The organism is Aquincola tertiaricarbonis, assembly GCF_023573145.1.
Taxonomy (GTDB): domain Bacteria; phylum Pseudomonadota; class Gammaproteobacteria; order Burkholderiales; family Burkholderiaceae_C; genus Aquincola; species Aquincola tertiaricarbonis_B.
The window spans coordinates 3532733-3558210 of sequence record NZ_CP097636.1; the positions used below are offsets into that span (position 1 = coordinate 3532733).

Annotated in this window: 17 protein-coding genes; 8 read left to right on the forward strand and 9 right to left on the reverse strand. The window is 72.1% G+C overall.

The window, feature by feature from the left end; genetic code table 11:
• The first annotated feature begins 19 nt into the window (after positions 1-19).
• The 5 genes from prsT (at position 20) to MW290_RS30805 (ending at position 6009) form a co-directional block, all read left to right on the forward strand.
• Positions 20-2923 (forward strand): XrtA/PEP-CTERM system TPR-repeat protein PrsT, encoded by a 2904-nt coding sequence (gene prsT / locus MW290_RS30785; protein WP_250198136.1) that lies wholly within the window; start codon positions 20-22, stop codon positions 2921-2923.
• Between the two features lie 42 nt (positions 2924-2965).
• Positions 2966-3763 carry an exosortase-dependent surface protein XDP1 gene (xdp1, locus tag MW290_RS30790; protein ID WP_250198137.1) on the forward strand — a complete coding sequence of 266 codons (798 nt, stop codon included), beginning with the start codon at positions 2966-2968 and terminating at the stop codon, positions 3761-3763.
• A gap of 13 nt (positions 3764-3776) precedes the next feature.
• Complete coding sequence (gene rpe, locus MW290_RS30795) at positions 3777-4457, forward strand: ribulose-phosphate 3-epimerase (RefSeq protein ID WP_250198138.1); 681 nt, start codon at positions 3777-3779, stop codon at positions 4455-4457.
• Between the two features lie 83 nt (positions 4458-4540).
• The gene (locus MW290_RS30800) at positions 4541-5305 is read left to right on the forward strand and encodes a sulfite exporter TauE/SafE family protein (RefSeq protein WP_250198139.1); all 765 of its coding nucleotides are present in this window, start codon (positions 4541-4543) and stop codon (positions 5303-5305) included.
• 8 nt (positions 5306-5313) lie between these two features.
• On the forward strand, positions 5314-6009 hold the full coding sequence (locus tag MW290_RS30805) for an ArsR/SmtB family transcription factor (protein ID WP_250198140.1): 696 nt from the start codon (positions 5314-5316) through the stop codon (positions 6007-6009).
• Between the two features lie 21 nt (positions 6010-6030).
• On the opposite strand, the gene MW290_RS30810 is transcribed toward MW290_RS30805, so the two are convergent.
• Positions 6031-6543, reverse strand: a complete 513-nt coding sequence (locus tag MW290_RS30810) for a hypothetical protein (RefSeq protein ID WP_250198141.1) — start codon at positions 6541-6543, stop codon at positions 6031-6033.
• Between the two features lie 146 nt (positions 6544-6689).
• Between MW290_RS30810 and MW290_RS30815 the strand changes: the two genes are divergently transcribed.
• Together MW290_RS30815 and MW290_RS30820 are read left to right on the forward strand one after the other, a co-directional pair.
• Positions 6690-7367, forward strand: coding sequence for a phosphoglycolate phosphatase (locus MW290_RS30815; protein ID WP_250198142.1), 678 nt, complete (start codon positions 6690-6692; stop codon positions 7365-7367).
• A 26-nt stretch (positions 7368-7393) separates the two neighbouring features.
• The gene (locus MW290_RS30820) at positions 7394-8302 is read left to right on the forward strand and encodes a LysR family transcriptional regulator (RefSeq protein ID WP_250198143.1); all 909 of its coding nucleotides are present in this window, start codon (positions 7394-7396) and stop codon (positions 8300-8302) included.
• 6 nt (positions 8303-8308) lie between these two features.
• Here the strand turns inward: MW290_RS30820 and MW290_RS30825 are convergent, their stop codons facing one another.
• The 8 genes from MW290_RS30825 to MW290_RS30860 form a co-directional block, all read right to left on the reverse strand.
• On the reverse strand, positions 8309-9988 hold the full coding sequence (locus MW290_RS30825; protein WP_250198144.1) for a ShlB/FhaC/HecB family hemolysin secretion/activation protein: 1680 nt from the start codon (positions 9986-9988) through the stop codon (positions 8309-8311).
• 155 nt (positions 9989-10143) lie between these two features.
• Positions 10144-17259: a YDG domain-containing protein gene (locus MW290_RS30830; protein ID WP_250198145.1), complete on the reverse strand. Its 7116-nt coding sequence runs from the start codon at positions 17257-17259 to the stop codon at positions 10144-10146.
• Positions 17260-17787: 528 nt separating this feature from the next.
• Positions 17788-18789 (reverse strand): tripartite tricarboxylate transporter substrate-binding protein, encoded by a 1002-nt coding sequence (locus MW290_RS30835; protein WP_250198146.1) that lies wholly within the window; start codon positions 18787-18789, stop codon positions 17788-17790.
• Positions 18786-19619, reverse strand: coding sequence for an HpcH/HpaI aldolase/citrate lyase family protein (locus MW290_RS30840; RefSeq protein ID WP_250198147.1), 834 nt, complete (start codon positions 19617-19619; stop codon positions 18786-18788). Before MW290_RS30840 ends, MW290_RS30835 begins: the two co-directional genes overlap by 4 nt.
• On the reverse strand, positions 19616-20983 hold the full coding sequence (locus MW290_RS30845) for an MmgE/PrpD family protein (RefSeq protein WP_250198148.1): 1368 nt from the start codon (positions 20981-20983) through the stop codon (positions 19616-19618). The genes MW290_RS30840 and MW290_RS30845 overlap by 4 nt, the downstream gene beginning before the upstream one ends.
• A 14-nt stretch (positions 20984-20997) precedes the next feature.
• Positions 20998-22185 carry a CaiB/BaiF CoA transferase family protein gene (locus MW290_RS30850; protein WP_250200143.1) on the reverse strand — a complete coding sequence of 396 codons (1188 nt, stop codon included), beginning with the start codon at positions 22183-22185 and terminating at the stop codon, positions 20998-21000.
• Between the two features lie 92 nt (positions 22186-22277).
• Positions 22278-23441, reverse strand: coding sequence for an acyl-CoA dehydrogenase family protein (locus MW290_RS30855; RefSeq protein WP_250198149.1), 1164 nt, complete (start codon positions 23439-23441; stop codon positions 22278-22280).
• A gap of 13 nt (positions 23442-23454) precedes the next feature.
• Entirely contained in the window at positions 23455-24339 is an 885-nt protein-coding gene (locus MW290_RS30860) for an HTD2 family dehydratase (protein WP_250198150.1), read from the reverse strand.
• A 147-nt stretch (positions 24340-24486) separates the two neighbouring features.
• On the opposite strand from MW290_RS30860, the gene MW290_RS30865 reads away from it, so the two are divergent.
• Positions 24487-25446 (forward strand): AEC family transporter, encoded by a 960-nt coding sequence (locus MW290_RS30865; protein WP_250198151.1) that lies wholly within the window; start codon positions 24487-24489, stop codon positions 25444-25446.
• The last annotated feature ends 32 nt before the right edge of the window (positions 25447-25478 follow it).

The following is a 25478-nucleotide window of genomic DNA, read 5'->3' on the forward strand; positions in this document are numbered from 1 at the left end:
CGATCGTTACGATTTGTTCATGCCCCGCAGTTCCCCTCGCAGTGCCCTCCGCAGTGCCTCCCGCCCCATTGCCCGCCGCTGGCGCCAGCAGGCCATGGCGCTGCCGTTGAGCATCACGCTCGCGCTGCCGCTTGCCCTGCTGCTACCTGCCTCCGCCGCCGCCGCGGCACCCGCCACCACGCGCAGCACCAAGGGCGACGCACAATCGGCCCGCTACTACGAAGACGCCCTGTCGCGCTACCAGAAGCGCGACTTCACCGGCGCCGTGCTGCAGCTGAAGAACGCGCTGCAGATCGACCGCAGCCAGCTGCCGGTGCATGTGCTGCTGGGGCAGGCCCTGCTGGCGCAGGGCGACGCGGCTGCGGCCGAGGTGTCCTTGACCGAAGCACTGCGCCTGGGTGTGGACCGGGCCGAGGTGGTGCTGCCGCTGGCGCAGGCGCTGCTGGCCCAGGGCAAGCAGGCCGATCTGCTGCGCCAGCCCCGGCTGGCGCCCGAGGGCCTGCCCGCCGCCACGCAGGCGGCGCTGCTGCTGGTGCGCTCGGCGGCGCAGGCCGACCTGGGCGATGCGGCGCAGGCGCTGCAGTCGGTGCAGCAATCCCGCGCGCTGCAGCCCGGCGCCGACAGCTGGCTGGCCGAGGTGCCCATCCGCCTGCGCGCCCGGCAACTGGCCGAAGCCGCCACCGCGGCCGACCGCGCCCTGGCATTGGCACCCGACTCGGCCGCCGCCCAGTACCAGAAGGGCGCGGTGCTGCACGTGCAGGGCCAGCTGGCCGGTGCGCTGGCTGCCTACGACGCCGCGCTGCGTGCCGACCCGGCGCACCTGGAAGCGCGCGTGGCCCGCATCGGCATCCGGCTCGACCAGCAACGCGATGCCGAAGCCGCCACCGACGTGGCCGAGCTGCAGCGCCTGTCTCCGCGCGAGCCCCGCGGCGCCTACCTGAAGGCGCTGCTGGCCGAGCGCAAGGGCGACGCCGCCGCCGCCCAGACCGCGCTGCGCCAGGTCACCGACCTGATCGACCCGGTGCCGCTGGACTACATCCGCTACCGGCCGCAGGTACTGATGCTCAACGGCCTGGCCCACTTCGGCCTGAACGAGCGTGAAAAGGCCAAGCCCTACCTGGAGCTGCTGCAGCGGCTGCAAGGCCACAGCCCGGTGTCCAAGCTGCTGGCGCAGATCTACCTGGACGAGAACAACCCCGACCGCGCCATCGTGCTGCTGGAAGCGCAGCTGCAGGCGCAGCCGTCCGACAGCCAGGCCATGATGCTGCTGGCCAGCGCGCAAATGGCCCGCGGCCAGCATGCCCGGGCGGCCGAGCTGATGCAGGCCGCGCTGTCGGCGCAGGACACGCCGGCCGTGCGCACCGCCCTGGGCCTGAGCCTGCTGGGCAGCGGCCAGGGCAGCGCCGCCATCCAGCAGCTGGAAGCCGCGCTGCAAAAAGACCCCGGCCAGCAGCGCGCTGCGGTGGCGCTGACGGGCCTGTACCTCACCAACGGCCAGCCGGCCAAGGCCCTGGTGCTGGCCGAGCGGCTGGTGCAGCAGCAGCCGCGCCAGGCTGCGCTGTACAACCTGCTGGGCAACGCCCGCCTGCGCAACGGCCAGGCCGAGCCGGCCCGCGCCGCCTTTGAACAGGCGCTCAAGCTCGACCCGAAGATGCTGCCGCCACAGGTCAACCTGGCGCGGCTGGACGCCCAGGCCGGCCGCTTCGACGCCGCCAGCCAGCGGCTCGCCGGCCTGATCGCGCGCGACGGCCGCAACATCGACGCGATGCTGGAAATGGCCAGCCTGGCGCGCCGCCAGCAGCGACCCGCCGACGTGCAGCGCTGGCTGGAAAAGGCCGCCGCCACCGCCGACGGCCGCGACGTACGCCCCGGCCTGGCGCTGGTGGACCTGCACCTGCAGGCAGGCCGCGCCGAGGCGGCCATGGAACCCCTGCGCAAGCTGGGCGCCAAGGCGCCGCAGAACCTGGCGGTGCTGCTGGCCGAAGCCCGCGTGCGCCTGGCCGTGGCCGACGCAGCGGGCGCCCGCAACACGCTGGCCACCGCCACCCGCGTGGCCCATTTCGATGCGCCGGTGCAGGTGGAGATCGCCCGCCTGCAGCTGGCCGCCGCCAACGCCGAAGGCGCGGCCTACAGCCTGCAGAAGGCCTTGTCGGGCCAGCCCGGCCACCTGCCGGCGCTGGCGCTGCAGGCCGAGCTGGCGCTGCGCCGCGGCGATCTGGCCCAGGCCGAACAGCAGGCCCGGCAGATCGCCCAGCTGGCGCCCCGGCGCGCCATCGGCTACAGCCTGCAGGCCGATGTGCTGATGGCCCGCCAGCAGCCCGCCGCCGCCATCGACCTGTATCGCAAGGCGCACCAGGTGGAGCCTTCCACCGACACCGCCATCCGCCTGTTCAGCGCGCAGGGCAGCCAGCCCGACGGCGCCCGCCTGGCCCTGCCCACGCTGGAGCAGTGGCTCAAGGCCCAACCGCAGGACCGCGTGGCCCAGCGGGCCCTGGCCGATGGCCAGGCCCGTGCCGGCCTGCTGCCTGCTGCGCGGGCCAGCTACGAGGCGCTGCTGCGCCAGCAGCCCGACGACGCCGGCACGCTGAACAACCTGGCCAACGTGCTGCTCAAGCAGGGCGACACCGGCGCGCTGGCGGTGGCCGAGCGTGCGCTGGCGCTGCGGCCGGCCGATGCCAACGTGATCGACACCGCCGGCTGGGCCGCCTTCCAGGCCGGCCAGGCCGACCGCGCGCTGCAGCTGCTGCGCGATGCACGGCTGCGGGCGCCCGACAACCCGGACATCCGCTTCCACCTGGCCACGGTGCTGGCCAAAGCAGGCCGGCGCGATGAAGCCCGGGACGAGATCGATGCAGTGCTGAGGGGCGATCGGCGCTTCGACAGCGCGGCGCAGGCACAGGCCCTGCGCCGGACGCTGCAATAAACGCAACGCCAGACGTTGCAACACAGTGGGGAAGAAGTAAGCATGAAACTGAGCAAGACCCGTTGGCTGGCAGCCGCCCTGGCTGCCGGCGCGGCCTCGATGTCACCCGCGGCGCATGCCGCGATGACCTGGGGCTTCCAGCAACCCGGCGTGTGCGCGCAGAACAGCGCCAACGCCAACAACTTCGGCAACAGCTGGGCATGTGGCGGCGGCAACCCCGCCCTCACCGTCAGCGGCTATTCGTCCAACGGCTCGGGCAGCACCTTCGTGGCGGCCAACGTGGACGACAACGGCGCTTCGGGCTTCGGCGTCAAGTCGACCAGCGAAGGCCTGAACGCCGGCCAGCCCAACCACGCGATGGACAACAGCGGCAGCACCGACGTGCTGCTGCTGAGCTTCACCAGCAGCGTGATCCTGCGCCAGCTGCAGCTGGGGTACTACAGCACCGACTCCGACATCACGCTGATGCGCTACACCGGCGCCACCGATCCGGTGGCCGGCAGCGACCTCACCGGCCTGACGACCGCGCAGCTGCTGAGCAACGGCTGGTCGCTGGTGGGCAACTACGGCAACCTGGGCACCACGGTGACCGACGTCAACAGCCAGGGCGCCAGCTCCAGCTGGTGGCTGGTGTCGGCCTACAACTCCACGCTGGCGGGTTCGTCGGCGAGCAGCAACGGCAAGTCGGTGAACAACGGCGACGACTACGTGAAGGTGCTGACCGTGGTGGCCGATGCCGTCACGCCGCCGCCCACCGGCAACGTGCCCGAGCCGGCCACGCTGGCCCTGGCCGGCCTGGCGCTGGCGGGCGTGGCCGCTTCGCGCCGCCGCCCGGCGTAAGACAATCGGGGGCATGCCCACCTACCGCATCGCCCCCAGCCTTCTTTCGGCCGACTTCGCGCGCCTCGGTGACGAGGTGCGCAGCGTCATCGACGCCGGCGCCGACTGGATCCACTTCGACGTGATGGACAACCATTACGTCCCCAACCTCACCTTCGGGCCCATGGTCTGCCAGGCGCTGCGCAAGCACGCCGTGCAGCCCGACGGCGCGAAGGTGCCCATCGACGTGCACCTGATGGTGCAGCCGGTGGACGCGCTGGCCCAGGCCTTTGCCAAGGCCGGCGCCGACCTCATCAGCTTCCACCCCGAGGCCAGCGGCCACGTGGACCGCACGCTGCAGCTGATCCAGGGTGAAGGCTGCCAGGCCGGCCTGGTGTTCAACCCCGCCACGCCGCTGGACGTGCTGGACTGGGTGATCGACAAGGTCGACCTCATCCTCATCATGAGCGTGAACCCCGGCTTCGGCGGCCAGAGCTTCATCGACAGCGCGCTGCGCAAGACCGAGCAGGCGCGCAAGCGCATCGAGGCCTCGGGCCGCGACATCCGCCTGGAAGTGGACGGTGGCATCAAGGTGGACAACATCCGCCGCGTGGCCGACGCCGGCGCCGACACCTTCGTGGCCGGCAGCGCCATCTTCGGCCAGCCCGACTACCGCGCGGTGATCGACGCGATGCGGGCGCAACTCAGCGCCTGAGGCTGCACGCTTCGGTCCAGGCCGAAGCATCTGCCGCCCCTGCCCGGCGAGCATCGCGTCATCTTCATTGCCGGATGCCCGTGATGCCCGCTGACCTGTTCCACCCCACCTTCTGGCTGCTGCTGGCCTTCGCCGGCGCGGTGTTCACGCTCGCCGGCTTCGTCAAGGGCGTGATCGGCCTGGGCCTGCCCACCATCGCGATGGGCCTGCTGAGCCTGCATATGGCACCCGCGCAGGCGGCGGCGCTGCTGGTGGTGCCCTCCTTCATCAGCAACGTGTGGCAGCTGCTGGGCCAGGGTGGCCTGGCTGCGCTGCTGCGCCGGCTGTGGCCATTGCTGGCCGGCGTGTGCGTGGGCACCTGGCTGGGTGCCGGCTGGCTCACAGGTGGCGCCACCCGCTGGGCCGGCGCAGCGCTGGGCCTGGCCTTGATCGCTTATGCCCTGGTGGGGCTGCTGCTCAAGCCCTGGCGGCTGCCGCCCGGCTGGGAACGGGTGCTGTCGCCCCTGGTGGGCCTGGCCACCGGGCTGGTGACCGCGGCCACCGGCGTGTTCGTGATTCCTGCCGTGCCCTACCTGCAGGCGCTGGGTCTGGAGAAGGAAGCGCTGGTGCAGGCGCTCGGCGTGTCCTTTCTTGTTTCAACCTTGGCGCTGGCGGCCACGCTGGGTGGGGGTGGCGCCCTGCCGCTGCCGGTGCTGGCGGCTTCGCTGGCGGCGCTGCTGCCCACGCTGGGCGGCATGGCGGTGGGCCAGTGGCTGCGCCGGCGCACCCGGCCCGAGCGCTTCAAGCGCTGGTTCTTCCTGGGGCTGCTGGCGCTGGGCGCCTGGCTGCTGGCCCGCGCCGTGGTGTGATGGCGGCCATGCACGCGCCCGAACCCCGCTTCGCCAAGGTGGCCGCGATGATCGCGGACCCGACCCGCGCCCGCATGCTGGCGCTGCTGATGAACGGCCAGGCGCACACCGCGGGCGAACTGGCCGGCGTGGCCGGTGTCACCGCGGCCACCGCCAGCAGCCACCTGGCGCAACTGGTGGCGGCCGAACTGGTGGTGCCGCGGGCGCAGGGCCGGCACCGCTACTTCCGGCTGGCGGACGAACGCATCGGGCATGCGCTGGAAGCGCTCTCGCTGGTGGCCGAACGCGGGGCGGGCGATGCCAAGTGGCAGCAGCCCGACTACCTGCCGCTGAAGCGGGCGCGAACCTGCTACTGCCACTTGGCGGGTGAGTTGGGCGTGGCCTGGCTGGACGGCTTGCTGCGCCGTGGCCACCTGCAGGCGCAGCCGGGCTGGTTTGCACTGACGCCGGTGGGCGCCGAAGCGCTGGCAGCAGCCGGCGTGGCGTTGCCGGCGCGCCTGCCGCAGTCCGAGGCGGCGCGCCGGCGCTTCGCCTACCCCTGCCTGGACTGGTCGGAACGGCGCGACCACTTGGCCGGCATGCTGGCAGTCAACCTGCTGGCCCACGCCCGCGAACAGGACTGGCTGCGCGCTCAACCGGGGTCGCGGGCACTCACGCTCACACCGCCAGGCCGTGCGGCGCTGGCGGCGTGGCTGCAAGGCTGAGAACGCTCAGCGGCGGATGGATCACCGCACCGAAGGCGCGGGGGGATCGGAGGCGGGCGCGGCCGGGGCCGAGGCGGCGGAAGCCGCGGGCGCGGGCTGTTGCACCGGTTGCGGCGTGCCCACGGTCACGGTCACCGTTTCCTTGAGGATGCCGCCGCCGGCCACGCTGCCGCTTTGCTCGCCCAGGCCGTTGGCGCGCTTCAGGCAGTCGGCCTGTTGATCGCCGGGCAGTTGCTGGCAGCGCTGGCGGGCGTTGTCGTCGTAGCGGCCCTGCTGACCATCGCTGAGCGTGCCGCGGCGGCGTTCTTCCTGGGCAGCGCCCACTTCCTTCAGGCAGGTCGCGCGGTCCTGCTGTGACGTGCCGTTCAGGCAGGCCGCGCGTTCCGCTTCGGCGCGTGAGGCCGCAGACGTGCCGTTGGCAGCGGATGGAGGAGCGGGCTGGGCCGCGTGGGCAGCCACGCCCAGCAGGCAGGCGGCGGCAACGGCCGCGGCGCGGCGGGCCAGCGGCAAGGCATGCAGGGCAAGGGCGGTCATCGGGTCTCCATGCGGTGATTCGGTATGAACCAAGCCTAGGCGCGCACGGCTGCGGTGGCTGCAAGCCAAGGTCGCCAGCGGCACCAAGCCGATGGCGGGCCCTGCCGTAGGACGCGTCCGGCGGCTTGCGGTATGGTCGGCGCCCTATGCCGTTCAACCCCACCTCTCTCCAAGCCGCCATCGTCGACCTCGACGGCACGATGGTCGACACCCTGGGCGACTTCGTGGTCGCGCTCACCGGCATGCTGGACGACATCGGCCTGCCGCATGTGGAACGCGCCTTCATCGAGCGCACCATCGGCAAGGGCAGCGAGCACCTGATCCGCCACACGTTGGCGCAATCGGCCGGCGAGCCGCCTTCGCAGGCGATGTTCGAGCATGCCTGGCAGCGTTACCAGGCCCACTACCTGGGCATCAACGGCCAGCATGCCGACGTGTTTCCCGGCGTGGCCGAAGGCCTGCAGCAGCTGCGCGCCGCTGGCCTGAAGCTGGCCTGCCTGACCAACAAGCCGCTGTCCTTCGCCCAACCGCTGCTGGCCAGCAAAGGGCTGGACGGCTACTTCTCCTTCGTGTTCGGGGGCGACAGCTTCGAGCGCAAGAAGCCCGATCCGCTGCCGCTGCTCAAGACCTGCGAGGCGCTGGGCACCGCCCCCGCCCACACGCTGATGCTGGGCGATTCGGCCAACGATGCGCAGGCCGCGCGCGCCGCCGGTTGCCCGGTGGTGCTGGTGACCTACGGCTACAACCATGGTGAGCCGGTGCGCGAAGTGGATGCCGACGGCTTTCTGGACCGGCTGGACCAGCTGGGCCTGTCGCGCCGCTGAGCGCCGGACGACCCCTTCTTGCGCCCATGGCCCTGCACTTCGACCTGACCGACCTGCGGCTGATGCTGCGGGTGGCCGAGTCGGGCAGCCTGACCCGTGCCGCCGAGGCGGTGCACCTGTCGCTGCCGGCGGCCAGCACCCGCATCAAGCACCTGGAAGAAGGGGCAGGCGCCAAGCTGCTGCTGCGCACGCCGCAGGGCGTGAGCCTGACGCCGCCCGGCCAGGCCCTGGTGCACCATGCCCGCGTGGTGCTGGCGCAGATAGAGCACCTGCGCGACGACCTGCAGGAGTACGCCCAGGGCATCAAGGGCCACCTGCGCGTGTATGCCAACAGCACCGCGCTGTGCGAGTACCTGCCGCCGGTGCTGCACCGCTACCTGCAGCGCCACCCCGACGTGAGCGTGGACCTGCGCGAGCGGCTCAGCCACGACGTGGTGCGCGCGGTGCAGGAGGGCCAGACCGACATCGGCATCGTGGCCGGCAACGTGCCCACCGACGGGCTGCAGGTGCGGCCCTACCGCAGCGACCGGCTGGTGCTGGTGGTACCCGCCGGCCATGCGCTGGCGCAGGCCGCCGAGGTGGACTTCGTCGACACGCTGGCCTGGCCGCAGGTGGGCCTGACCGAAGCCAGCGCGCTGCACACCTTTTTGCGCCGCATCTGCGAAGGGCTGCAGCGCACGCTGCGCATGCGCATCGAGGTGGGCAACTTCGAGGCGGCCTGCCGCATGATCGAGGCCGGCATCGGCGTCGGCGTGCTGCCCGAATCGGCCGCCGGCCGCCATGCGGCCACGATGGCCATCCACCGCGTGCCGCTGCGCGACGCCTGGGCGCTGCGCGAGATGCAGGTGTGCGTGCGCAACCTCGAGGCGCTGCCGCCCTTCGCCCGCGACCTGGTGGACCTGCTGGACCAGGACGCGCGGGCGCAGCCGACCTGAACCTTTTCAGAAGGCCAGCGAGGCCTGCAACCACAGCCGGTTGCGCTGGTGCGAACCGTCCTGGTCCTGCCCGGTGGAGGTGGCGTTGCGGTTGTGGCCCAGGCGGCGCGCCCAGGTCAGCCGCACGTCGCTGGCTTGCGGGCCGCGCCAGGCCAGCGTGGCACCCGCGCCTTGCAGCACATAGTGGTTGGGGCTGGCGCCCACCTGCCGGTTATCCACGTTCACACGCACCTGGCCGCGGTCGTAAAAGCCGATCAGCTGCCACTGCGGCGCGAGCGTGGCGCGCAGCTCCAGGTTCAGCAGCGAGCCGGCGCTGCCGCCCCCTTCGTTCACCGGATAGGCCCGCACGCCCTGCGGCCCGCCCAAATACAGCCGCTCTGAAGAGTCGAGGTTGCCGTCCGCAATCTGGCCAGCCAGCGCGGCATAACCGGCCAGCCAGGCATTGAAGGGCTGCAGCCGGCTGAGGCTGTAGCGCAGCTTGGCGTAGCCGCCCGCGGTGCCCACGCTGGCCGCGTCGGCGGCCTGGTTCAGCGAGCCGTTGAGGTTCACCCGGCCCAGGCCGAAGACCAGCGCCGCACCGGTGCTGCCGCCCGCGCTGTCGAACAGGTTGCCCGACAGGCCCAGCGTGCCCGCGTCCACGTGGTAGCGGCTGACGAGCTGGCCATTGGCTTCGTTGCGCAACTGCCGCCGCTCGGCCGACAGCTGCAGGTACAGGTTGCGGTCACGCGCCCGCACGACCGGGTAGCTGGCGTCCAGGCCGGCGGTGCTGGAACGCCCGCGGCCTTGCAGTGCGTTGAAGTCGGCATGCGTGAGTTCATAGCGCAGCGCCGACACGTTGGCCCCCAGCCGCCAGCCGTGCAGGCCCACCGGCAGGCTGGCGCCCAGGCGCAGGTAGTCGTTGCCCTGGGTGTGCAGCAGCGTGCTGCTGAACTGCTCACCGCGGCCCAGCGGGCCATCAAGCCGCAGCGTGGCATAGAGGCGGCCGGTGCCGGTGGCGCGGCCGCCTGCGTTGTCGGCGCCCACGGCGCCGCCGAACCATGGCGTGTCGGTCAGGCGCAATGCCAGCGCGGTGTCGCCCTCGCGCTCGCCGGGCTGCAGGCTGGCCGACATGCTCACGCCTGGCAGGTCGTCCAGCAGCATCAGGCCGCGGTCCAGCGCCTGCTGGTTGAACATCGCGCCGGGCGGCTGCGCCGCCTCGACGATGGCGCGGGCACGGTCGGCGTCGAAGCGGGCCGGCTCACCCTCCAGCCGCACGCCGCCAAAGCGGGCTTCGACGATGCGCAGCGTCACGCGACCGCTGCTCACGTCTTGTCTAGGCAAGTAGGCCTGCACCAGCCAGCCGCGGTCGGCATAGGCCTGTTGCACCGCCGCCGCGGCCTGCTGCAACTCGGCCAGGCCCACGCGCTGGCCCAGCCAGGGCGCCACCACGGCGTTCAGCTCGTCGCGGCTGAGCAAGGTGTTGCCTTGAGGTTCGATGGACCGGAGTTCAAAGCGCGGGCCTGCGGCGGCGGCGGCCGAAGCCGGCGAAGCGGGCGCGGTGAGCAGTGGCGCGCGGCCAGGCAGGTCTGAAGGGCGGGGCTCGCTTTGCCGCAGCAGCGCGCCGGCATCGGTCTGCGCCAGGGCCAGCGGCGACAGCGCGGCGCACAGCGCGCCCAGCAGCCGGTGGCGGATGCGTCGAGTGTTCAATCGGGTCTCCAGCGCCTGGGTGGCAGGCGCATGCGGTTCAGGAATCCACGCCTTGGAGACAACCGGCGTGGAGCGGACGGGTGAACTGCCGGGCCCTTGTAACAGCGGCCCATGCCCGGGGCAATCCCATCGGGCGCAGTGGTGGTGGGGTGCGTTCAGTGACGGGTGACCTTCTGCCACTGGACGACCAGCGTGCTGCGCTGGCCGTCGATGACGAGCAGCACCTCCAGCGGCAGGCCGTGCTGCGGCACCCGCTCGGCCACGAAGCGGCCGCTGGCCGCGACCAGATGCAGCCAGCCGGGCAAGGGGCCGCCTTCGGCAGTGCTCACGCTGTAGGGCGCACCCTCGCGCAGCGGCTGTTGCAGCTCGTCCGGCAGTTCGAAGCTGAAGCCGCCCGACTGGCGCACCAGCTCCGGCGGTACGGTGACCAGCACCCGGCCGAGGTGGCCATCGCCCGGGGCCTGCAGCAGCTTGACCACCAGCAGCCGGCGGTCGGCCGAGACGACATGGGCGGCGTCGTCGGTCGTGAGCGCAACCGGGCTGGGCGGCGGATTTCTGGGGGCCTTGTGATTCGCGCCGGTACTCGCCGCTGGTGCTGGTGCTGGTGCTGGTGCTGGTGCTGGTGCTGGTGCTGGTGCTGGTGCTGGTGCTGGTGCTGGTGCTGGTGCTGGTGCTGGTGCTGGTGCTGGTGCCGGTACAGGTGCAGGTGCAGGTGCGGGTGCGGGTGCCGGTGCAGGTGCAGGCACAGGTGCCGGTTCGGGTGCTGCCACAGGGGCTACCGCCGCCACCGGCGCCGGGGCGGGCGGCAGCCCGGCGGGCGTGGTCTTCGGCAGCGTCGGCACCAGCAGCGGCGGCAGCTGCGGCGTGGTCAGCGGCAACGGCGCCAGCAGGTCGGCCGTGGCCTTCAGGCGCTGGGTGCTCAGCAGGTAGTTGCGGGCATCGGCGCCGGTGAGGTACAGGCCCTCAAGGGTGACGGTGCGGCCGTTGCCCGGCAACGCGGAGTCGTAGGTCGCGCTGCCGACGCCCAGGCCCACCACGTCGCCGGCTGCCAGGGCGCTGAAGGTGGTGCCCGCCAGGTCGGGCAGCGCCACCAGGCTGCCGTCGGCCGGTCGGCTGACGATGCGGTAGCCGCCGGTCACCGACACCGTGGCCGGGCTGACGCTGGCGCTGGCCGGCGCCATGGCCAGGTCGGGCGCCAGCACATAGTTGCCGGCGTCAGGGCCGCCCAGGCTCAGGCCCGACACGGTCACCGGCTTGCCGGTGCCCGCGGTCTTGCTGGCCAGCTGGCCGGTGGCCGCGGCCACCGACACCACGTCGCCCGCCACCAGGCCCTGGAACTGCGCGGCGGTGGTGTCCAGCGCCACGCCGGTGCTACCGTCGTACACCTTGTCGCGCGCGGTGATGCCGGTGACGGCGGTGAGCGTGGCCGGTCGGACGGTGACGGTGCTGGTGGCCGTGCTGTCGGCCAGCACGTAGTTGCCGGCGTCCGCCCCCCCGAGCGCGATGCCGGTGATGGCCACCGGCTTGCTGCTGCCCACCTGCTTGCCAGCCATGCGGCCGCTGGCGCCCGCCACCGATAGCACATCGCCCGCCACCATGCCCTGGAACTGCGCGGCGGTGGTGTCCAGCGTCACCGCCGTGCTGCCGTCGTACACCTTGTCCACCGCGGCCAGGCCGGTGACCGAGGCGATGGTGGCCGGCGTGATGGTGGCCGTGCCCGTGGCGGTGCCGGTGGTGCTGGCCAGCACGTAGTTGCCGGCATCGGCGCCGCCCAGAGTCAGGCCGCCGAGGCTCACCACCTTGCCGCTGCCTGCGGTCTTGTCGGCAAAGCTGCCGGTGGCGCTGGCCAGCGACAGGATGTCGCCCGCGAGCAGGCCCTGGAACTGCGCACCGGCGGTATTCAACGTGGCGACGGTGGTGCCGTCGTACACCTTGTCTTGCGCGGTGACACCGGTCACCGTACTGATCGTGGCCGGCGCGATGGTGGCCGTGCCGCCGGTGGCGCTGACCGGCGCCAGATAGTTGCCGGCATCGGCACCGCCCAGCGTCAACCCGTTCACCGAGACCGGCTTGTTGGTGCCGGCGTTCTTGTCCGCAAAACTGCCGCTGGCGCCGGCCACCGTGAGCACGTCGCCGGCCACCAGGCCCTGGAACTGCGCGGCCGAGGTGTCGAGGGCGGCCGTCGTCGTGCCGTCGTACACCTTGTTCAACGCGGTGATGCCGGTGATGGCCGTGAGGCTGGCCGGCGTGATGCTGGCGCTGCTGCTGCCGGTGGTGGCCGCCAGCACGTAGTTGCCCGCGTCGGCCCCGCCCAGGGTGATGCTGCTGATGCTCACCACCTTGCCGCTGCCCACGTGCTTGTCCGCAAAGCTGGCGCTGGCGCTGCCTACAGTGAGCACATCACCCAACACCTGGCCCTGGAACTGCGCGGCGCTGGTGTCCAGGGCGGCCGTGGTGCTGCCGTCGTACACCTTGCCCAGCGCCGCGATGCCGCTGACGGCGGTGATGGTGGCCGGCGTGATGTCGGCCGTGCCGGCGCTGCTGCTGGCGGGCGCCAGGTAGTTGCCGGCATCGGCGCCGCCCAGCGTCAGGCCGTTGATCGTCACCGCCTTGCCCGTGCCCACGTTCTTGTCCGCAAAGCTGCCGCTGGCGGCAGCCACCGAAAGCAGGTCGCCGGACAAGGCACCGGTGACCTGTGCCCCGGCGGTGTTCAAGGTGGCGGTGGTGCTGCCGTCGTACACCTTGTCCTGCGCCGTGATGCCGGTGGTGCCCGTCAGGCTGGCGGGCGTCACCGTCCACTGCCCATCGGCGGCCTGCACGGTGTAGCCCAGGTCGGACGCCAGCCCGCTGACCGAGACCGCATGCACGCCGGCCGCCACCCGGTTGGAGCTGGACCGCGCCCCCTGCACCGTGTAGCTGGCCGTGCCGGTGAGCGCCGACGCCTGGGTGTCGCCATTGACGTAGCCGCTGCTGCTCAAGCCGGGATTGATCGCCTGGCCGTACACGCTGCTGCCGTCGCTGGCCGTCACCGTCACCACCGGGCTTTCACGGTAGACCACGTTGACGCCGCTGCCCAGCGGGCGGGTGAAATTCGTGGTGGTCTCGTCGCTGCCGTAGCGGAAGTGGCCGCTGCCGCTGCCCGCCAGCGCCGCCAGGTCCGTGCTGCCGGCCACGCTGCCCGTGTAGAGGGTGGCGCTGCCACCCGCGCCGGTGCTCACCGTGGCGCCGTTGCTGGCAACGATGTTGCCGCCGCTGGCGGTGCCCGCCGCCCCGGCGCTGCCGGCGTTGAGCACGATGGCGTTGCCGCCAGTGGCCGTGGTGCTCACCTCGTTGGCCAGGGTCAGGTCGCCGCTGGTGGTGCTGAGCTGCAGCGCACCGGTGCCGGCCAGGCCGGCCACCCCGTCCACCGTGCCCACGGTCAAGGCGCCGGCCTGCTGCAGCGTCAGGCTGCCCACGTGGCCCGCCACCGTGCCCACCGCATTGCCGCTGCCGGCCAGGTTGAAGGCGCCGCCACCTTGCAGGCTCAGGCTGCCGGCCTGCACGCCGGCCGCAGGCTGCTCGGTCACCACGCCGGCCGTCTTCATCGTCACGCTGTTGCTGCCCGCATCCAGCACGCCGTTGAGCTGGATGGCCCCGCCGGCCGACTGCAGCGTGAGCGGGTCTTGCACCGTCACCGCGTTGGAGGTGATGGCGCCGGTGCCGTCGCTGCGACCCACCACGATGCGGCCGAAGCCGTCGGCCGCGGCGCTGGTGAAGAAGCTGGCCGGCAGTTGCAGGTCGCCCGGCGCACCCGCGATGCCGATGCTGCTGGACGCTGTTTGCGGCGCCACCGCCAGCGTGCCGCTGGACGACAGCACGGTGCCGCTGGTCACCGCCAGGCTGTCGGTGCGCAGCGTGATGTCGGAGGTGGAATTGCTCACCGTGCCGTTGGGGCCGGTGCCGTTGCCCACCTGCGTGGGCACCGCGAACTCGATGCCACTGCCGGTGGTGCCGGCGCCCGTGGGGCTGCCCAAGGTGCCGGTGACGGTGATGGGGCCGCTGGCCGACACCAGGCTGTTGCTGCCCGTGCCCCCGAAGCGCACGCCCGACTGGTTCACCGGGCTGCCGCTGCCGTAGCCACCGCCGGTGCCAGTCAGGTTGATGGCGCCGCTGGCGGTCTGCAGCGCGCTGTCTTCCAGCGACACACCGGTGCTGGGGCGGGTATCGGTGCCGGCTGCGCCGCCCACGCCGGTCAGGCTGATCTGGCCGCTGCCGCTGGTGGCGATGCTGGACGACTGCAGGAGGATGCCTTCGCCTTCGGCCGTGCTGCCGGTGCCGTTCATCGTCAGGTTACCGCCGCCGGCTTCGATGGTGGCCCCGCGCAGGGTGATGCCGCGGCTGTTGTCGCCCGCGCCGGCAATGCCGATGGCCATGCCGCTGCCGTCCAGCGCATCGCCGCCGCCGATGGCGAGGTTGCCGCCATGGGTGTTGATGACCAGCCCCGTGTCGGCCGCCACGCTGCCGCCCGCCAGCGGGTGGCCCGGGCCGGCAGCGTTGGGTCGGTCGCTGTCGCTGTTGAGCACCAGGTCCATCGGCGCGGTGGTCGAGGTGATGCTGACGTTGCTGCCGATGTTGATGTTGCGCGTGGCCAGGATGGCAAGGCTGGCCGGCGTGGCGCCGGTGTAGGTGATGGACTGGCCGTTGGCGATGATGAAGTCGGCGTTCGGCCCGGTGGCTTCCATCACGGTGGTGGCGCCGGCCAGCTCCAGCGGCGCGTTGAGGGTTTGCGTGCCTTCGGTGCGCACGCCACCGTTGACCACCATCTTGCTGGCCGACACGTTGACCGAGGCCAGCGGCTTTTGCCCGCCCACCTTGCCCATGAAGTTGACCTGGCCCGCGCCGGCATTGACGGTCAGCGGCTGCGCCGCCCGGTTGGTTTCCAGCACAAGGCCTGTCAAGGTTTGCGCATCCGCAGCCAGGTCGCCCCACTGCATGCGGCCGCCCTGTAGCTGCAAGGCGCTTTGTCCAGGCGCCGAGTTGCTGGGCTCACCAGGCTGGAAATTGCTGTGGCGGCCCGGCACCGGTGCTCCGGTGGCCGAAGAGCTGCCCTGGTAGAAACTCAGCCCCAGTCCGCCTTCGGCAAATGCTTCGGGCCCGGCCACCCAGCGCCACGTCGACCCGCTGGCGGCCACCTGGGTGGCGGTAGCGGTGGTGGCGCGTCGGCCGCCCAGCCAGGCGTCCAGGTAACCGGTGGTCTGCCCGACCACCATGTTCTCGGCCCGGGAGGTGACGGTGGCCAGGTAAAGGTCACCCACGGCCGTACCGGTGCCCACCTTGGCCATGCTGTAGGCCTGCAACCAGTCCGTGCTGCCCGGCGAAAAGAAGTACGTGTTGGCGCCGTCCACCGCGCCATGGAAGGTGGCCGCGCCGCCGCCCGTGTTGATCGTCAGGCCGGCAGGGTTGGCGATCAGCGCATCGCCGTGGATGTTGAGCGCACCGCCCTCGGTGGTCAGGCTGTTGGCGCCGGTTCCGAAGTACACGTCGCCGCCCACCAGCGTGCTCACGCCGTTGATGTTCATGCGAGCGCCAGTGCCGAAGCTCAGCGCGCCACCGGCCGTGCCGATGGTGGCGTACAGCATTGTCATGCCGTTGCCGTCGCGCACGCCGTTGTCGTTGTCGGCGTCCAGCACCACGTTCAGCACGGAGCCGTTCTGCGCCTGGATGGAGTGGTTGACGATGATGGAATTGGCCGCCCGCAGCGTGAGCGTGGTTGGCGGTCCGAAGGTCTTCTGGATGACGGCATCGACGGTGATGTCGCCCAACTCGGTGCCGCTGCTGCCGGTGGTGATGGTGACGTTGCTGCCGGATACCAGGGCATTGTTGACGTCGACCGCGCTCACCCTGGAGCCGGTGCCCGTGGGCGTGAACGTGTGGGTGCCACCGGCCGAGCTGGTGCTGGTGTTGGCGGCCAAGCCGCTGACGATGGTGACGTCGTACGGGTCGATCAGCCACTCGCCGCCCTTGCCCTTCGGCGCATCGGCATCCACCGTGCTGCCGCTGATGCTGATCGCATGCCCCGAGGTCTCGATGCGCCCGCCGTCGCCAGCCTGCGCGCCGCCCTTGGCGGCGATGCTGCCGAACACGCCGGTGCGGCTGTCGGCGTTGTGGATGTCGCTCCACAGCACCACGCTGCCGCCGTTGCCGCGGCCGGTGGCCGAGGCATCGACGCTGGCGCCCGCGGCCAGCAGCACTTCGCGCGCCTGGTAGGTGTCGCCGCTGCCTTGCCAGCCGCCGCCGATGCGGATGTCGCCGCCACCGGTGGCACCCGTGGCGCTGGTGCGCGAGCCGGTGGCCAGCTCGATGCGGTCGGCTTCCAGCACGATGCGGCCGCCTTGCGCCTGCAGGCTGTCGGCCGCCAGCTCGCCGCTGTGGCGGATGACGCTGCCGCCCAGCGCCTGCGCGGCGCGGGCGGACATCAGGATGGTGCCGTCCGGCGCCTGCACGGCCTGCCGGTTCTCGATCAAGGCCGCCACGGTGGCCGGCTCGACGCGCAGCTTGGCGAGCTGCCCGCCCGCGAACTGCAGCTCCACCGCCTCACCGGCGCCCAGCGCCACGGTGCCGGCCTGGGCCAGCACCAGGCCGCTGTTCACCACCTCGGGCGCCAGCAGCGCGATGTAGCCGCCATAGCGCGCCTGCAGCGTGCCTTCGTTGACCACGGCGCCGGTGCTGCCGTTGCGGCCGAAGGTGGTGCTGCCGGCCATGAACTCGTCCACGCCGATGGCCATCGTCGTGGCCACCAGGCCGCCGACGTCGGCGCTGGCGCCGGGCGCGAAGTACACGCCCGACGGGTTGCTGAGGAACACCTGCCCATCGGCCTGGATGCGGCCGAAGATGCGGCTGGGCTGGTTGTCCAGCACGCGGTTGAGCGTGACCGCGTCGCGGCCCGGCTGCGCAAAGCGCACGGTGGCGTCGCGGCCGATGTCGAAGCGCTGCCAGTCGATGGCCGCGCGCTGGCTGGCCTGCTGCACGGTGAGCGTGGCGCCGTTCTGGCTGATGCCGGCCTGGCCGGCCACCACCTGGCCGCCGGTGGGCAGCGTGGTGGGCGCGGGCGCAGCGGGCGTGGGCGGCGCGGCCAGCGCACCGGCGCCGGTGGCGGCCAGCGCGGCCAGGCCGATGCGGCGCAGGCGGCGGGCGGACAACAGGGCCTGCGGGCCACGGCCCCTGGCGATTTCGGTGACGGCCACCCAGGCGCCCTGGGCCTCGTTCCAGACGATGCGGTAGATGCGGTTCATGATGACGTCGGTGCAGGCGTGGCGGGGCCACAGCCGGTGTCGCTGGCGTTGCGGCGCAGCCCGGGGCGGGCGCGTCGCATGGAGGTGCTGCACGGTCATACAGCCTGCTGCAGCTGCAGGCACTTCAGGCGCCAGCGCGGCGGGCGCAGGCGCGGCGGCCGGCTAGGCGCGGCTCAACAGCGGGTGGCGACGGACCCGGCCTGCGGGCAGGCGGGCGCCACCTGCGCCGGCGCAGAGCCGGCAGGGTATGGGACGGGGGCCGACTGCACAATGGCCCACGAAGGCACGCCAGGCGGCATGCCCCAACCAGCGGACCGCCGGCGGTGGGGGAATCGAGGTCTCACGAGGGTCTCCAGTGCCTGTGGGGCAGGCACATGCAGTTCCGGAATTCCCGCCATAGAGACGACTGGCGGGAAGCAAAGGCGAACAGCTGGCGAGGTTGTAACAAGCCCGGGCGCCACCCCGCTCAACGGAATTGCAGGAGAAAACGGCGCCTACTCTCGCGGGCGCCGGTTCGGGCCGGCGGAATCAGTCCGCGTACACCCCCGCCGCCTTGATCATCGGCGCATAGCGCTCGGTCTCGGCCTTGAGCCAGCTGCGCAGGCCTTCGGGCGTCTGCTTGCTCTCGGGCACCACCTCGGCGCCCAGCTCGGCCATGCGGGCGTTGACGGTGGGGTCCTTCAGCGCACTGCGCAGCGCGCCATTGAGCTTGTCCAGCGCCTCCTTCGGTGTGCCCTTGGGCGCATACACGCCGTGCCACACCACCACCTCCACCCCCTTGAGGCCCGCCTCGGCCAGCGTGGGCGCCTCGGGCAGCGCCTTGATGCGCTGGGCGGTGGTGGTGCCGTACAGCTTCACCGTGCCGGCCTTGATGTGCTGCACCGTCTGCGTGGTCTGGTCGCACAGCACGTCCACCTGGCCGCCCAGCAGCGCGGTCATCGCCGGGGCGGTGCCCTGGTAGGGCACGGTCTGCAGTTCAACACCCACCGCCTGGCGCAGCACCATGCTGCACAGGTGCGACACCGCGCCCAGGCCCGCATGCGCCAGGTTCACCTGCGCGGCATTGGCCTTGAGCCAGGCGGCCAGCTCCTGCGCGTTGTTGGCGGGCAGGTTCTTGCGGCCCAGCAGCGTCATCGGCACATCCACCACCTGGCCGATGAACTCGAAGTCGGTCTGCGCATTGAAGGGCAGCTTGCGGTACAGCGAAGGCGCGGTGGCCATGCCGTTGTGGTGGATGAGCACGGTGTAGCCATCGGGCGCGGCCTTGGCCACGTAAGCCGCGGCCAGCGTGCCGCCGGCGCCCAGCTTGTTCTCGATGACCACCGACTGGCCCAGCGACCTGGACATGGCCGCGCCCACCGCGCGTGCCACCACGTCGGTGGGTCCGCCGGCCGCAAACGGCACCACCAGCGTGACGGGCCGGCTGGGGTAGCCGTCAGCGGCGAAGGCGCCGAGGCTGCAGGCCAGCAGCGCAGCGCCGGCCAGGGTCCGCAGGGCGGGAAGCGAGCGAGCTTGGGGGCATGGGTTCATGGGTTGGTCTCCTTGGGTGGGGTTGGGGTCTGCTGCCCCGCTCTTGCCAGGATGTCCTGCGCCCGCAGGATCACCGGCTTGTCGATCATTCGGCCGTCCAGGGCCACCGCAGCGCCGCCGGCATCGGCGGCCGCCTGCAGCACCCGCTGAGCCCACTGCACGGCCTGCGCATCGGGGGTGAAGGCGGCGTTCACCGCGGCCACCTGCCGCGGATGGATGCACAGCTTGGCGCCGAAGCCCAGGCGCCTTGCGCGCTCGCTGTCGGCACGCAGCAGCGCCTCGTCGTCGAGCGCGGTGCTGACACCGTCCACCGGCGGCTGCAGCCGCGCCAGCCGCGAGGCCAGCACGATCTGCGAGCGGAAGAACAGCAGCTCCTCGCCTTCGCCGTCGATGCCCAGGTCGAGCTGGAAATCGATGCTGCCGAAGACCAGCCGCTGCACGCCCGGGGCGCTGGCGATGGCGCGCAGCGCGTCGATGGCGGCGGCGGTTTCCACCAGCGCCAGCACCGGCCGGCCCGTGTCGGCCACGCGGGCGATGTCTTCGGGCCGCTCGGCCTTGGGCAGCATCACCGCGGCCACCTGCGGGTGGCGGCACAGCGCCAGGTCGTCGCCGAACTCCTGGGTGTCGCAGCCATTGATGCGCAGCACCACCGGCGCCGCCTGCGGGCCTTCCAGCCAGGCCTGCAGCTGGGCGCGGGCCGTGGCCTTGGCCTCGGGCGGCACCGCGTCCTCCAGGTCCACCACCACCGCATCGGCACCGCTGGCCAGCGCCTTGGCGATGCGCTCGGGCCGGCTGGCCGGCACGAAGAGGTAGCTGCGCGCGGCCTTCACGGCAGCAGCCTCGGCACCCGCGGCAGCTCGGCCAGCGCCCAGATGCGGGCGATGGCGGCCTGCATCTGCGCCTCGGTGGTGGCGCCGCCGTAGGCAGCCAGGCGCAAGGCCTTGTGCTCCAGCTCGGTGCGGCTCAAGGTGTTGCCGGGGTCGCCCTTGGGCTCGTCCACGCGGGCGCTCAGCTGGCGGCCATCGGCGGTGGTCACGGTCACCTTGCCGATCCAGCGGGCCGGGTAGGCGCGGTCCACCTCGTCGTCCAGCACCATGCGCACCTTGTCGCGGAAGGCCACCACCGCCGGCGCGCGGAAGTGGGCATCGAAGTCGGCCAGGCCGGCCTGGCCGTGTACCGCGATCAGGCCCAGCACCGTGCCCATCGAGAACTTGCTCTGGTGCACCGTCTGCGGGTCGGTCACCGGGCCCAGCACGTCCAGCGCGCCCTGGTGCACCTGGGCCGTGACGGCGGCGATGTCGCCCGCGGTAAGCCGGTGCTCCTGCATCAGCCGCTGCAGCGCATCGGCCGCGGGATGCGTGTGGCGGCAGGAGGCGTGGAACTTGAACGAGGTCTCGGCCAGCGCCCAGCGCGTGCCCAGTCCGTCGGTCAGGCGCTGCGGGTCGGCGTCGCTGGACATGCCGGCCATCAGGCCCTGCGGCCCCTCGACGATGCGGCGCGCACCGGTGAAGCCGTCGGCCGCCAGGTAGGCCGCGGTGAGGCCGGTGCCGGCCGCATGGGCGGTGTGCAGCTGCTTGCTGTCGGCCGCATCACGCAGGAACTCCCACAGCCCTGCGGCCTGGGTGCCGGCGGAGCCGAAGGCGTGCAGCATCTGCGCCGCGTCCAGCCGCAGCAGCTGGCCCACCGCGGCGGCGGCGGCCAGGCTGCCGGCGGTGCCGGTGGTGTGGAAGATGCGGTAGTGCGAGCGGCCCAGGCTCTCCCCCACGCGGATGCCCACCTCATAGCCCGCCACCACCGCGCACAGCAGCTCGGCGCCGCTGCGGCCCAGCGCCTGCGCCACCGCCAGTGCGGGCGGCAGCACCACCGCCGCGGGGTGGAACACCGAGCCGTTGTGCACGTCGTCCTGCTCGGCCCAGTGGGCGGCGGCGGCATTGGCCATGGCCGCATGCAGCGGGCTGCTGCCCCGTGCCTGGCCCAGCACCTCGCTGGGGCCGTCGGCGGGGCCCATGGCCAGGTGAAAGCGCTGCAGGCTGTTCACCGGCCGCGCGGCCTGGCCGGCCAGCGTGGCGCCCAGCCAGTCCAGCGCCAGGTCTTCGGCCCGGCGCAGCACCGCGGCCGGGATGTCGGCCGGCCGCAGCAGGGCGGCGAAGCGGGCCAGGGCTTCGGTGGTGGCTTGGGGGATGGTTTCCGTCATGGGGGTGTCCTGCGTCATACGGCGCCTTCGGCGCGCAGCCGGTCGATCTGGTCGGGGCGGTAGCCCAGCTCGGCCAGCAGTGCATCGGTGTGCGCGCCCAGGGCCGGCACCGGGCCCAGGGCCACGTCCTGCGCATCACGCGCGCCGGGCGGCAGCAGCGCAGGCACCGGGCCGGCGGGTGTGTCCACCTCGGCCCAGCGCTGGCGCGCCTGCAGCTGCGGATGGGCCCACACGTCGGCCATGGTGTTGACCTTGGCATTGGCGATCTGCGCCGCTTCCAGCCGCTGCACCACCTGCTCGGCGCTGAGGCTGGCAAAGGCCTCGACGATCAGCGCGCGCAGCTCGGCGCGCGCCGCCGAGCGCCTGGCATTGGTGGCAAAGCGCTCGTCGCCGGCCAGTGCGGGCTGCTGCAGCACCTGCTGGCAGAAGGCCTGCCATTCACGTTCGTTCTGCAGGCCCAGCATCACGCTGCGGCCATCGCCGGTGGGAAACGGGCCGTAGGGGTAGATGGTGGCGTGCGCGGCCCCGGCGCGCGGCGGCGGCGGCGCGCCGTCGAAGGCGTAGTACATCGGGTAGCCCATCCACTCGACCATGCTTTCCAGCATGGACACGTCGATGCGCCGGCCCAGGCCGGTGATGCCGCGCTCGATCACCGCGGCCAGCACGTTGCTGTAGGCGTACATGCCGGCGGCGATGTCGGCGATGGAGCAGCCGGCCTTGGCCGGCTCCTCGGGGCTGCCGGTGATGGACACGAAGCCCGATTCGCTCTGGATCAGCAGGTCGTAGGCCTTCTTGTCGCGGTAGGGGCCGGGGCGCTCGCTGTCGTCGCCATAGCCGGAGATGTCGCACACGATGAGGCGCGGATGCTGCGGATGCAGCGCCTCGAACGACAGGCCCAGCCGCGCGGCGGCGCCGGGTGCCAAGTTCTGCACCAGCACGTCGGCCTGCGCCAGCAGCTGGCGCAGCACGCCGGCCGCCTCGGGGTGCTTGAGGTCCAGCGTCAGGCTCTGCTTGCCGCGGTTGGTCCACACGAAGTGCGAGGCCAGGCCCTGCACCCGCTCGTCGTAGCCGCGGGCGAAATCGCCCACGCCGGGCCGCTCCACCTTGATGACGCGGGCCCCCAGTTCGGCCAGCTGGCGGGTGCAGAAGGGCGCGGCGATGGCATGTTCCAGCGCCACCACGGTGAGGCCGGTCAAGGGCAGGCGGGGAGCCTCAAGGGAACGCCGGGCCGTCCCAAGTTCCCTTGACCCCCGCGGGGGGCGGGCTGGGCGCAGCCCGGACCTGGGGGCCGACATCAGAAGGACCTCGGCAGCCCGAGCAGGTGCTCGGCCACGTAGCTCAGGATCAGGTTGGTGGAGATGGGGGCCACCTGGTAGAGCCGCGTCTCGCGGAACTTGCGCTCCACGTCGTATTCGTCGGCAAAGCCGAAGCCGCCATGGAACTGCAGGCAGGCGTTGGCGGCTTCCCAGCTGGCCTTGGCCGCCAGGTACTTGGCCATGTTGGCCTGCGCGCCGCAGGGCTGATGGGCATCGAACAGCTCGCAGGCCTTCCAGCGCATCAGGTTGGCGGCTTCCACCTCGATGTAGCTTTCGGCGATGGGGAACTGCACGCCCTGGTTCTGGCCGATGGGGCGGCCGAAGACCACGCGGTCCTTCACGTAGGCGGTCACGCGGTCGATGAACCAGTAGCCGTCGCCGATGCATTCGGCGGCGATCAGCGTGCGCTCGGCATTCAACCCGTCGAGGATGTACTTGAAGCCCTGGCCTTCTTCGCCGATCAGGTGCTCGGCCGGGATTTCCAGGTTCTCGAAGAACAGCTCGTTGGTCTCGTGGTTGACCATGTTGGGGATCGGCCGCACCACCATACCGTGGCCGATGGCGCTCTTCAGGTCGACCAGGAAGATGGACAGGCCTTCGCTCTTCTTCTTCACCTCGGCCAGCGGTGTGGTGCGGGCCAGCAGGATCATCAGGTCGGAGTGCTGCACCCGCGAGATCCACACCTTCTGGCCGTTGACCACGTAGCGGTCGCCGCGGCGCACCGCCGTGGTCTTGATCTTGGTGGTGTCGGTGCCGGTGGTGGGCTCGGTCACGCCCATGGATTGCAGCCGCAGCTCGCCGCTGGCGATGCGCGGCAGGTAGCGCTGCTTCTGCTCGGCGCTGCCATGGCGCAGCAGGGTGCCCATGTTGTACATCTGGCCGTGGCAGGCGCCGGCATTGCCGCCCGCGCGGTTGATCTCTTCCATGATGACCGAGGCTTCGGCCAGGCCCAGGCCCGAGCCGCCGTAGTCCTGCGGAATCAGCGCGGCCAGCCAGCCGGCCTGGGTGAGCGCATCGACGAAGGCTTCGGGGTAGGCGCGCTGGGCGTCCACCTGGCGGTGGTACTCGTCCGGGAACTGCGCGCACAGCGCGCGCACCGCATCGCGGATGTCCTGGTACTTGTCGGGCGTGTGATGGTTCATCGAAAGAGGTCCTTCAAGCCAGCTCGGCGCTGGCCTGCATCGCCAGGTGGCCCTGGTGGTCGCGGGCCCAGAGGGCGAAGCGGCGATCGCCATCGGGCCGGCCACAGACCTGGAAGCGGTGGATGTCGAACACGGGCCGCAGCGCCTTGAAGCTGAAGCGCGCGACGGTGGCGCCGGGTTGCTTTTCACGCAGATGGTCACGCAGGTGGTCCAGCAGCAGCGTGGCGATCAGCGGGCCGTGCACGATCAGGCCCGGGTAGCCCTCGACGCCGGTGACGTAGGGCTGGTCGTAGTGGATGCGGTGGCCGTTGAAGGTGAGCGCCGAGTAGCGGAACAGCAGCACCGGGTCGGGCACGATCTCGCGCGTGAAGGCGGCATCGGCCGGGGCCGGCTGCGGCGGCACCTCGGGCGCGCCGGGTTGCGGCGCCTCGCGGTAGACGATGTCGTGCTCCTCCGTCAGCGCCAGGCCGTGGTCGCCCGACAGTTCATGCCGCACGGTGACGAACACCAGCGGCCCGCTGCGGCCCTGCTTGGTGGCCACGCTCTGGATGGTGGACTTGCGCTCGCCACGCTCGCCCACGCGCAGCGGCTGCGTGAACGCGAGCCGGCCGCCGGCCCACATGCGCCGCGGCAGGCTGACCGGCGGCAGGAAACCACCGCGCCGCGGGTGGCCGTCGGGGCCCACCTCGCGCGCCAGCGCCTGCGGGTTGAAGTAGATCCAGTGCCACAGCGGCGGCACCGGCGTGCCCTCGGTGGGCGTCGGCTCGTCACGGTCCAGCGTGGCGGCCAGGCCGGCCAGCGGCGCGGCGGCAATCAGGTCGTGGCGGGTCTCGCTGCGCCCGATCCAGGCGCTGTAGTCATGGGCCCCGGCGGCGGAGGCGTCTTCGGCGATCGTCATGCCGGCAAGCATCGCGCGGGCGGCGCGGCGACGCCATTCGCGTTTGCCGAAGCAGGGGTTTTGCGTGGCCGAAGCCCGGGGCGGTGGCTGGCACACTCGCAGGCTTTCGCCCGCCGCGGGCGTTCAGGCGGCCGGTGGGCCGGGCCCATGCAGCAGATCTTCGCAGTCACCGTTCCCTTCTTCGCGCTCGTGCTGTTCGGCTACCTGGCCGCCCGCCAGCAGGTGCTGCCCGAAAGCGCCATTCCCGGCCTCAACGCCTTCGTCCTGTACTTCGCGCTGCCGGCCATGCTGTTCCGCTTCGGCCGCACCACGCCGCTGGGCGAGCTGCTCAACCCGGTGGTGCTGGGCGTGTATGCGCTGGTGGCGCTGGTCATCGTGTTCGGCACCGTGTGGTTCACCCGCTCGGCGCGCGTGAACCTGAAGGATGCGGCCTTCGGCGCGCTGGTGGCGGCCTTTCCCAACTCGGGCTTCATGGGCGTGCCGCTGCTGGCCACGCTGCTGGGCCCGGCCGCGGCCGGCCCGGTCATCAGCACCATGTTGACGGACATGGTGCTCACCTCGTCGCTGTGCATCGCGCTGGCGCAGGCGCATGAGGCCAGCGGCCAGGGCGCACGCGCGGCCGCGTGGAAGGCGTTGCGCGGGGCGGCCTCCAACCCGCTGCCGTGGGCCATCGCGGCCGGGGCCGCCGTGGGGGCGGCGGGCCTGGAGTTCCCGCGGCCGGTGGACGTGATCGTGCGCATGCTGGCCGACGCGGCCACGCCGGTGGCGCTGTTCACCATCGGCGCGGTGCTGTGGCGGGCCGGCCAGCATGCGCACAGCCGCACGCCGGTGGCGCTGTACCTGCCGGTGGCGCTGGTCAAGCTGCTGCTGCACCCGGCGCTGGTGTGGGCCCTGGGCCGCGCCGCACAGGCCGCCGGCCTGCCGCTCACCGGCGGGCAGCTCACCGCCCTCACCCTGGCCGCCGCGCTGCCCAGCGCCAGCAATGTCTCGATGCTGGCCGAACGCTACGGCGCCGACAACGGCCGCGTGGCCCGCATCATCATGAGCAGCACGCTGCTGGCCTTCGGCAGCTTCAGCCTGGCGGCTTGGTGGATGGGGGCGAGATGAGGGAGGTCGGTCAAGATTGACCAGCGCGCGGC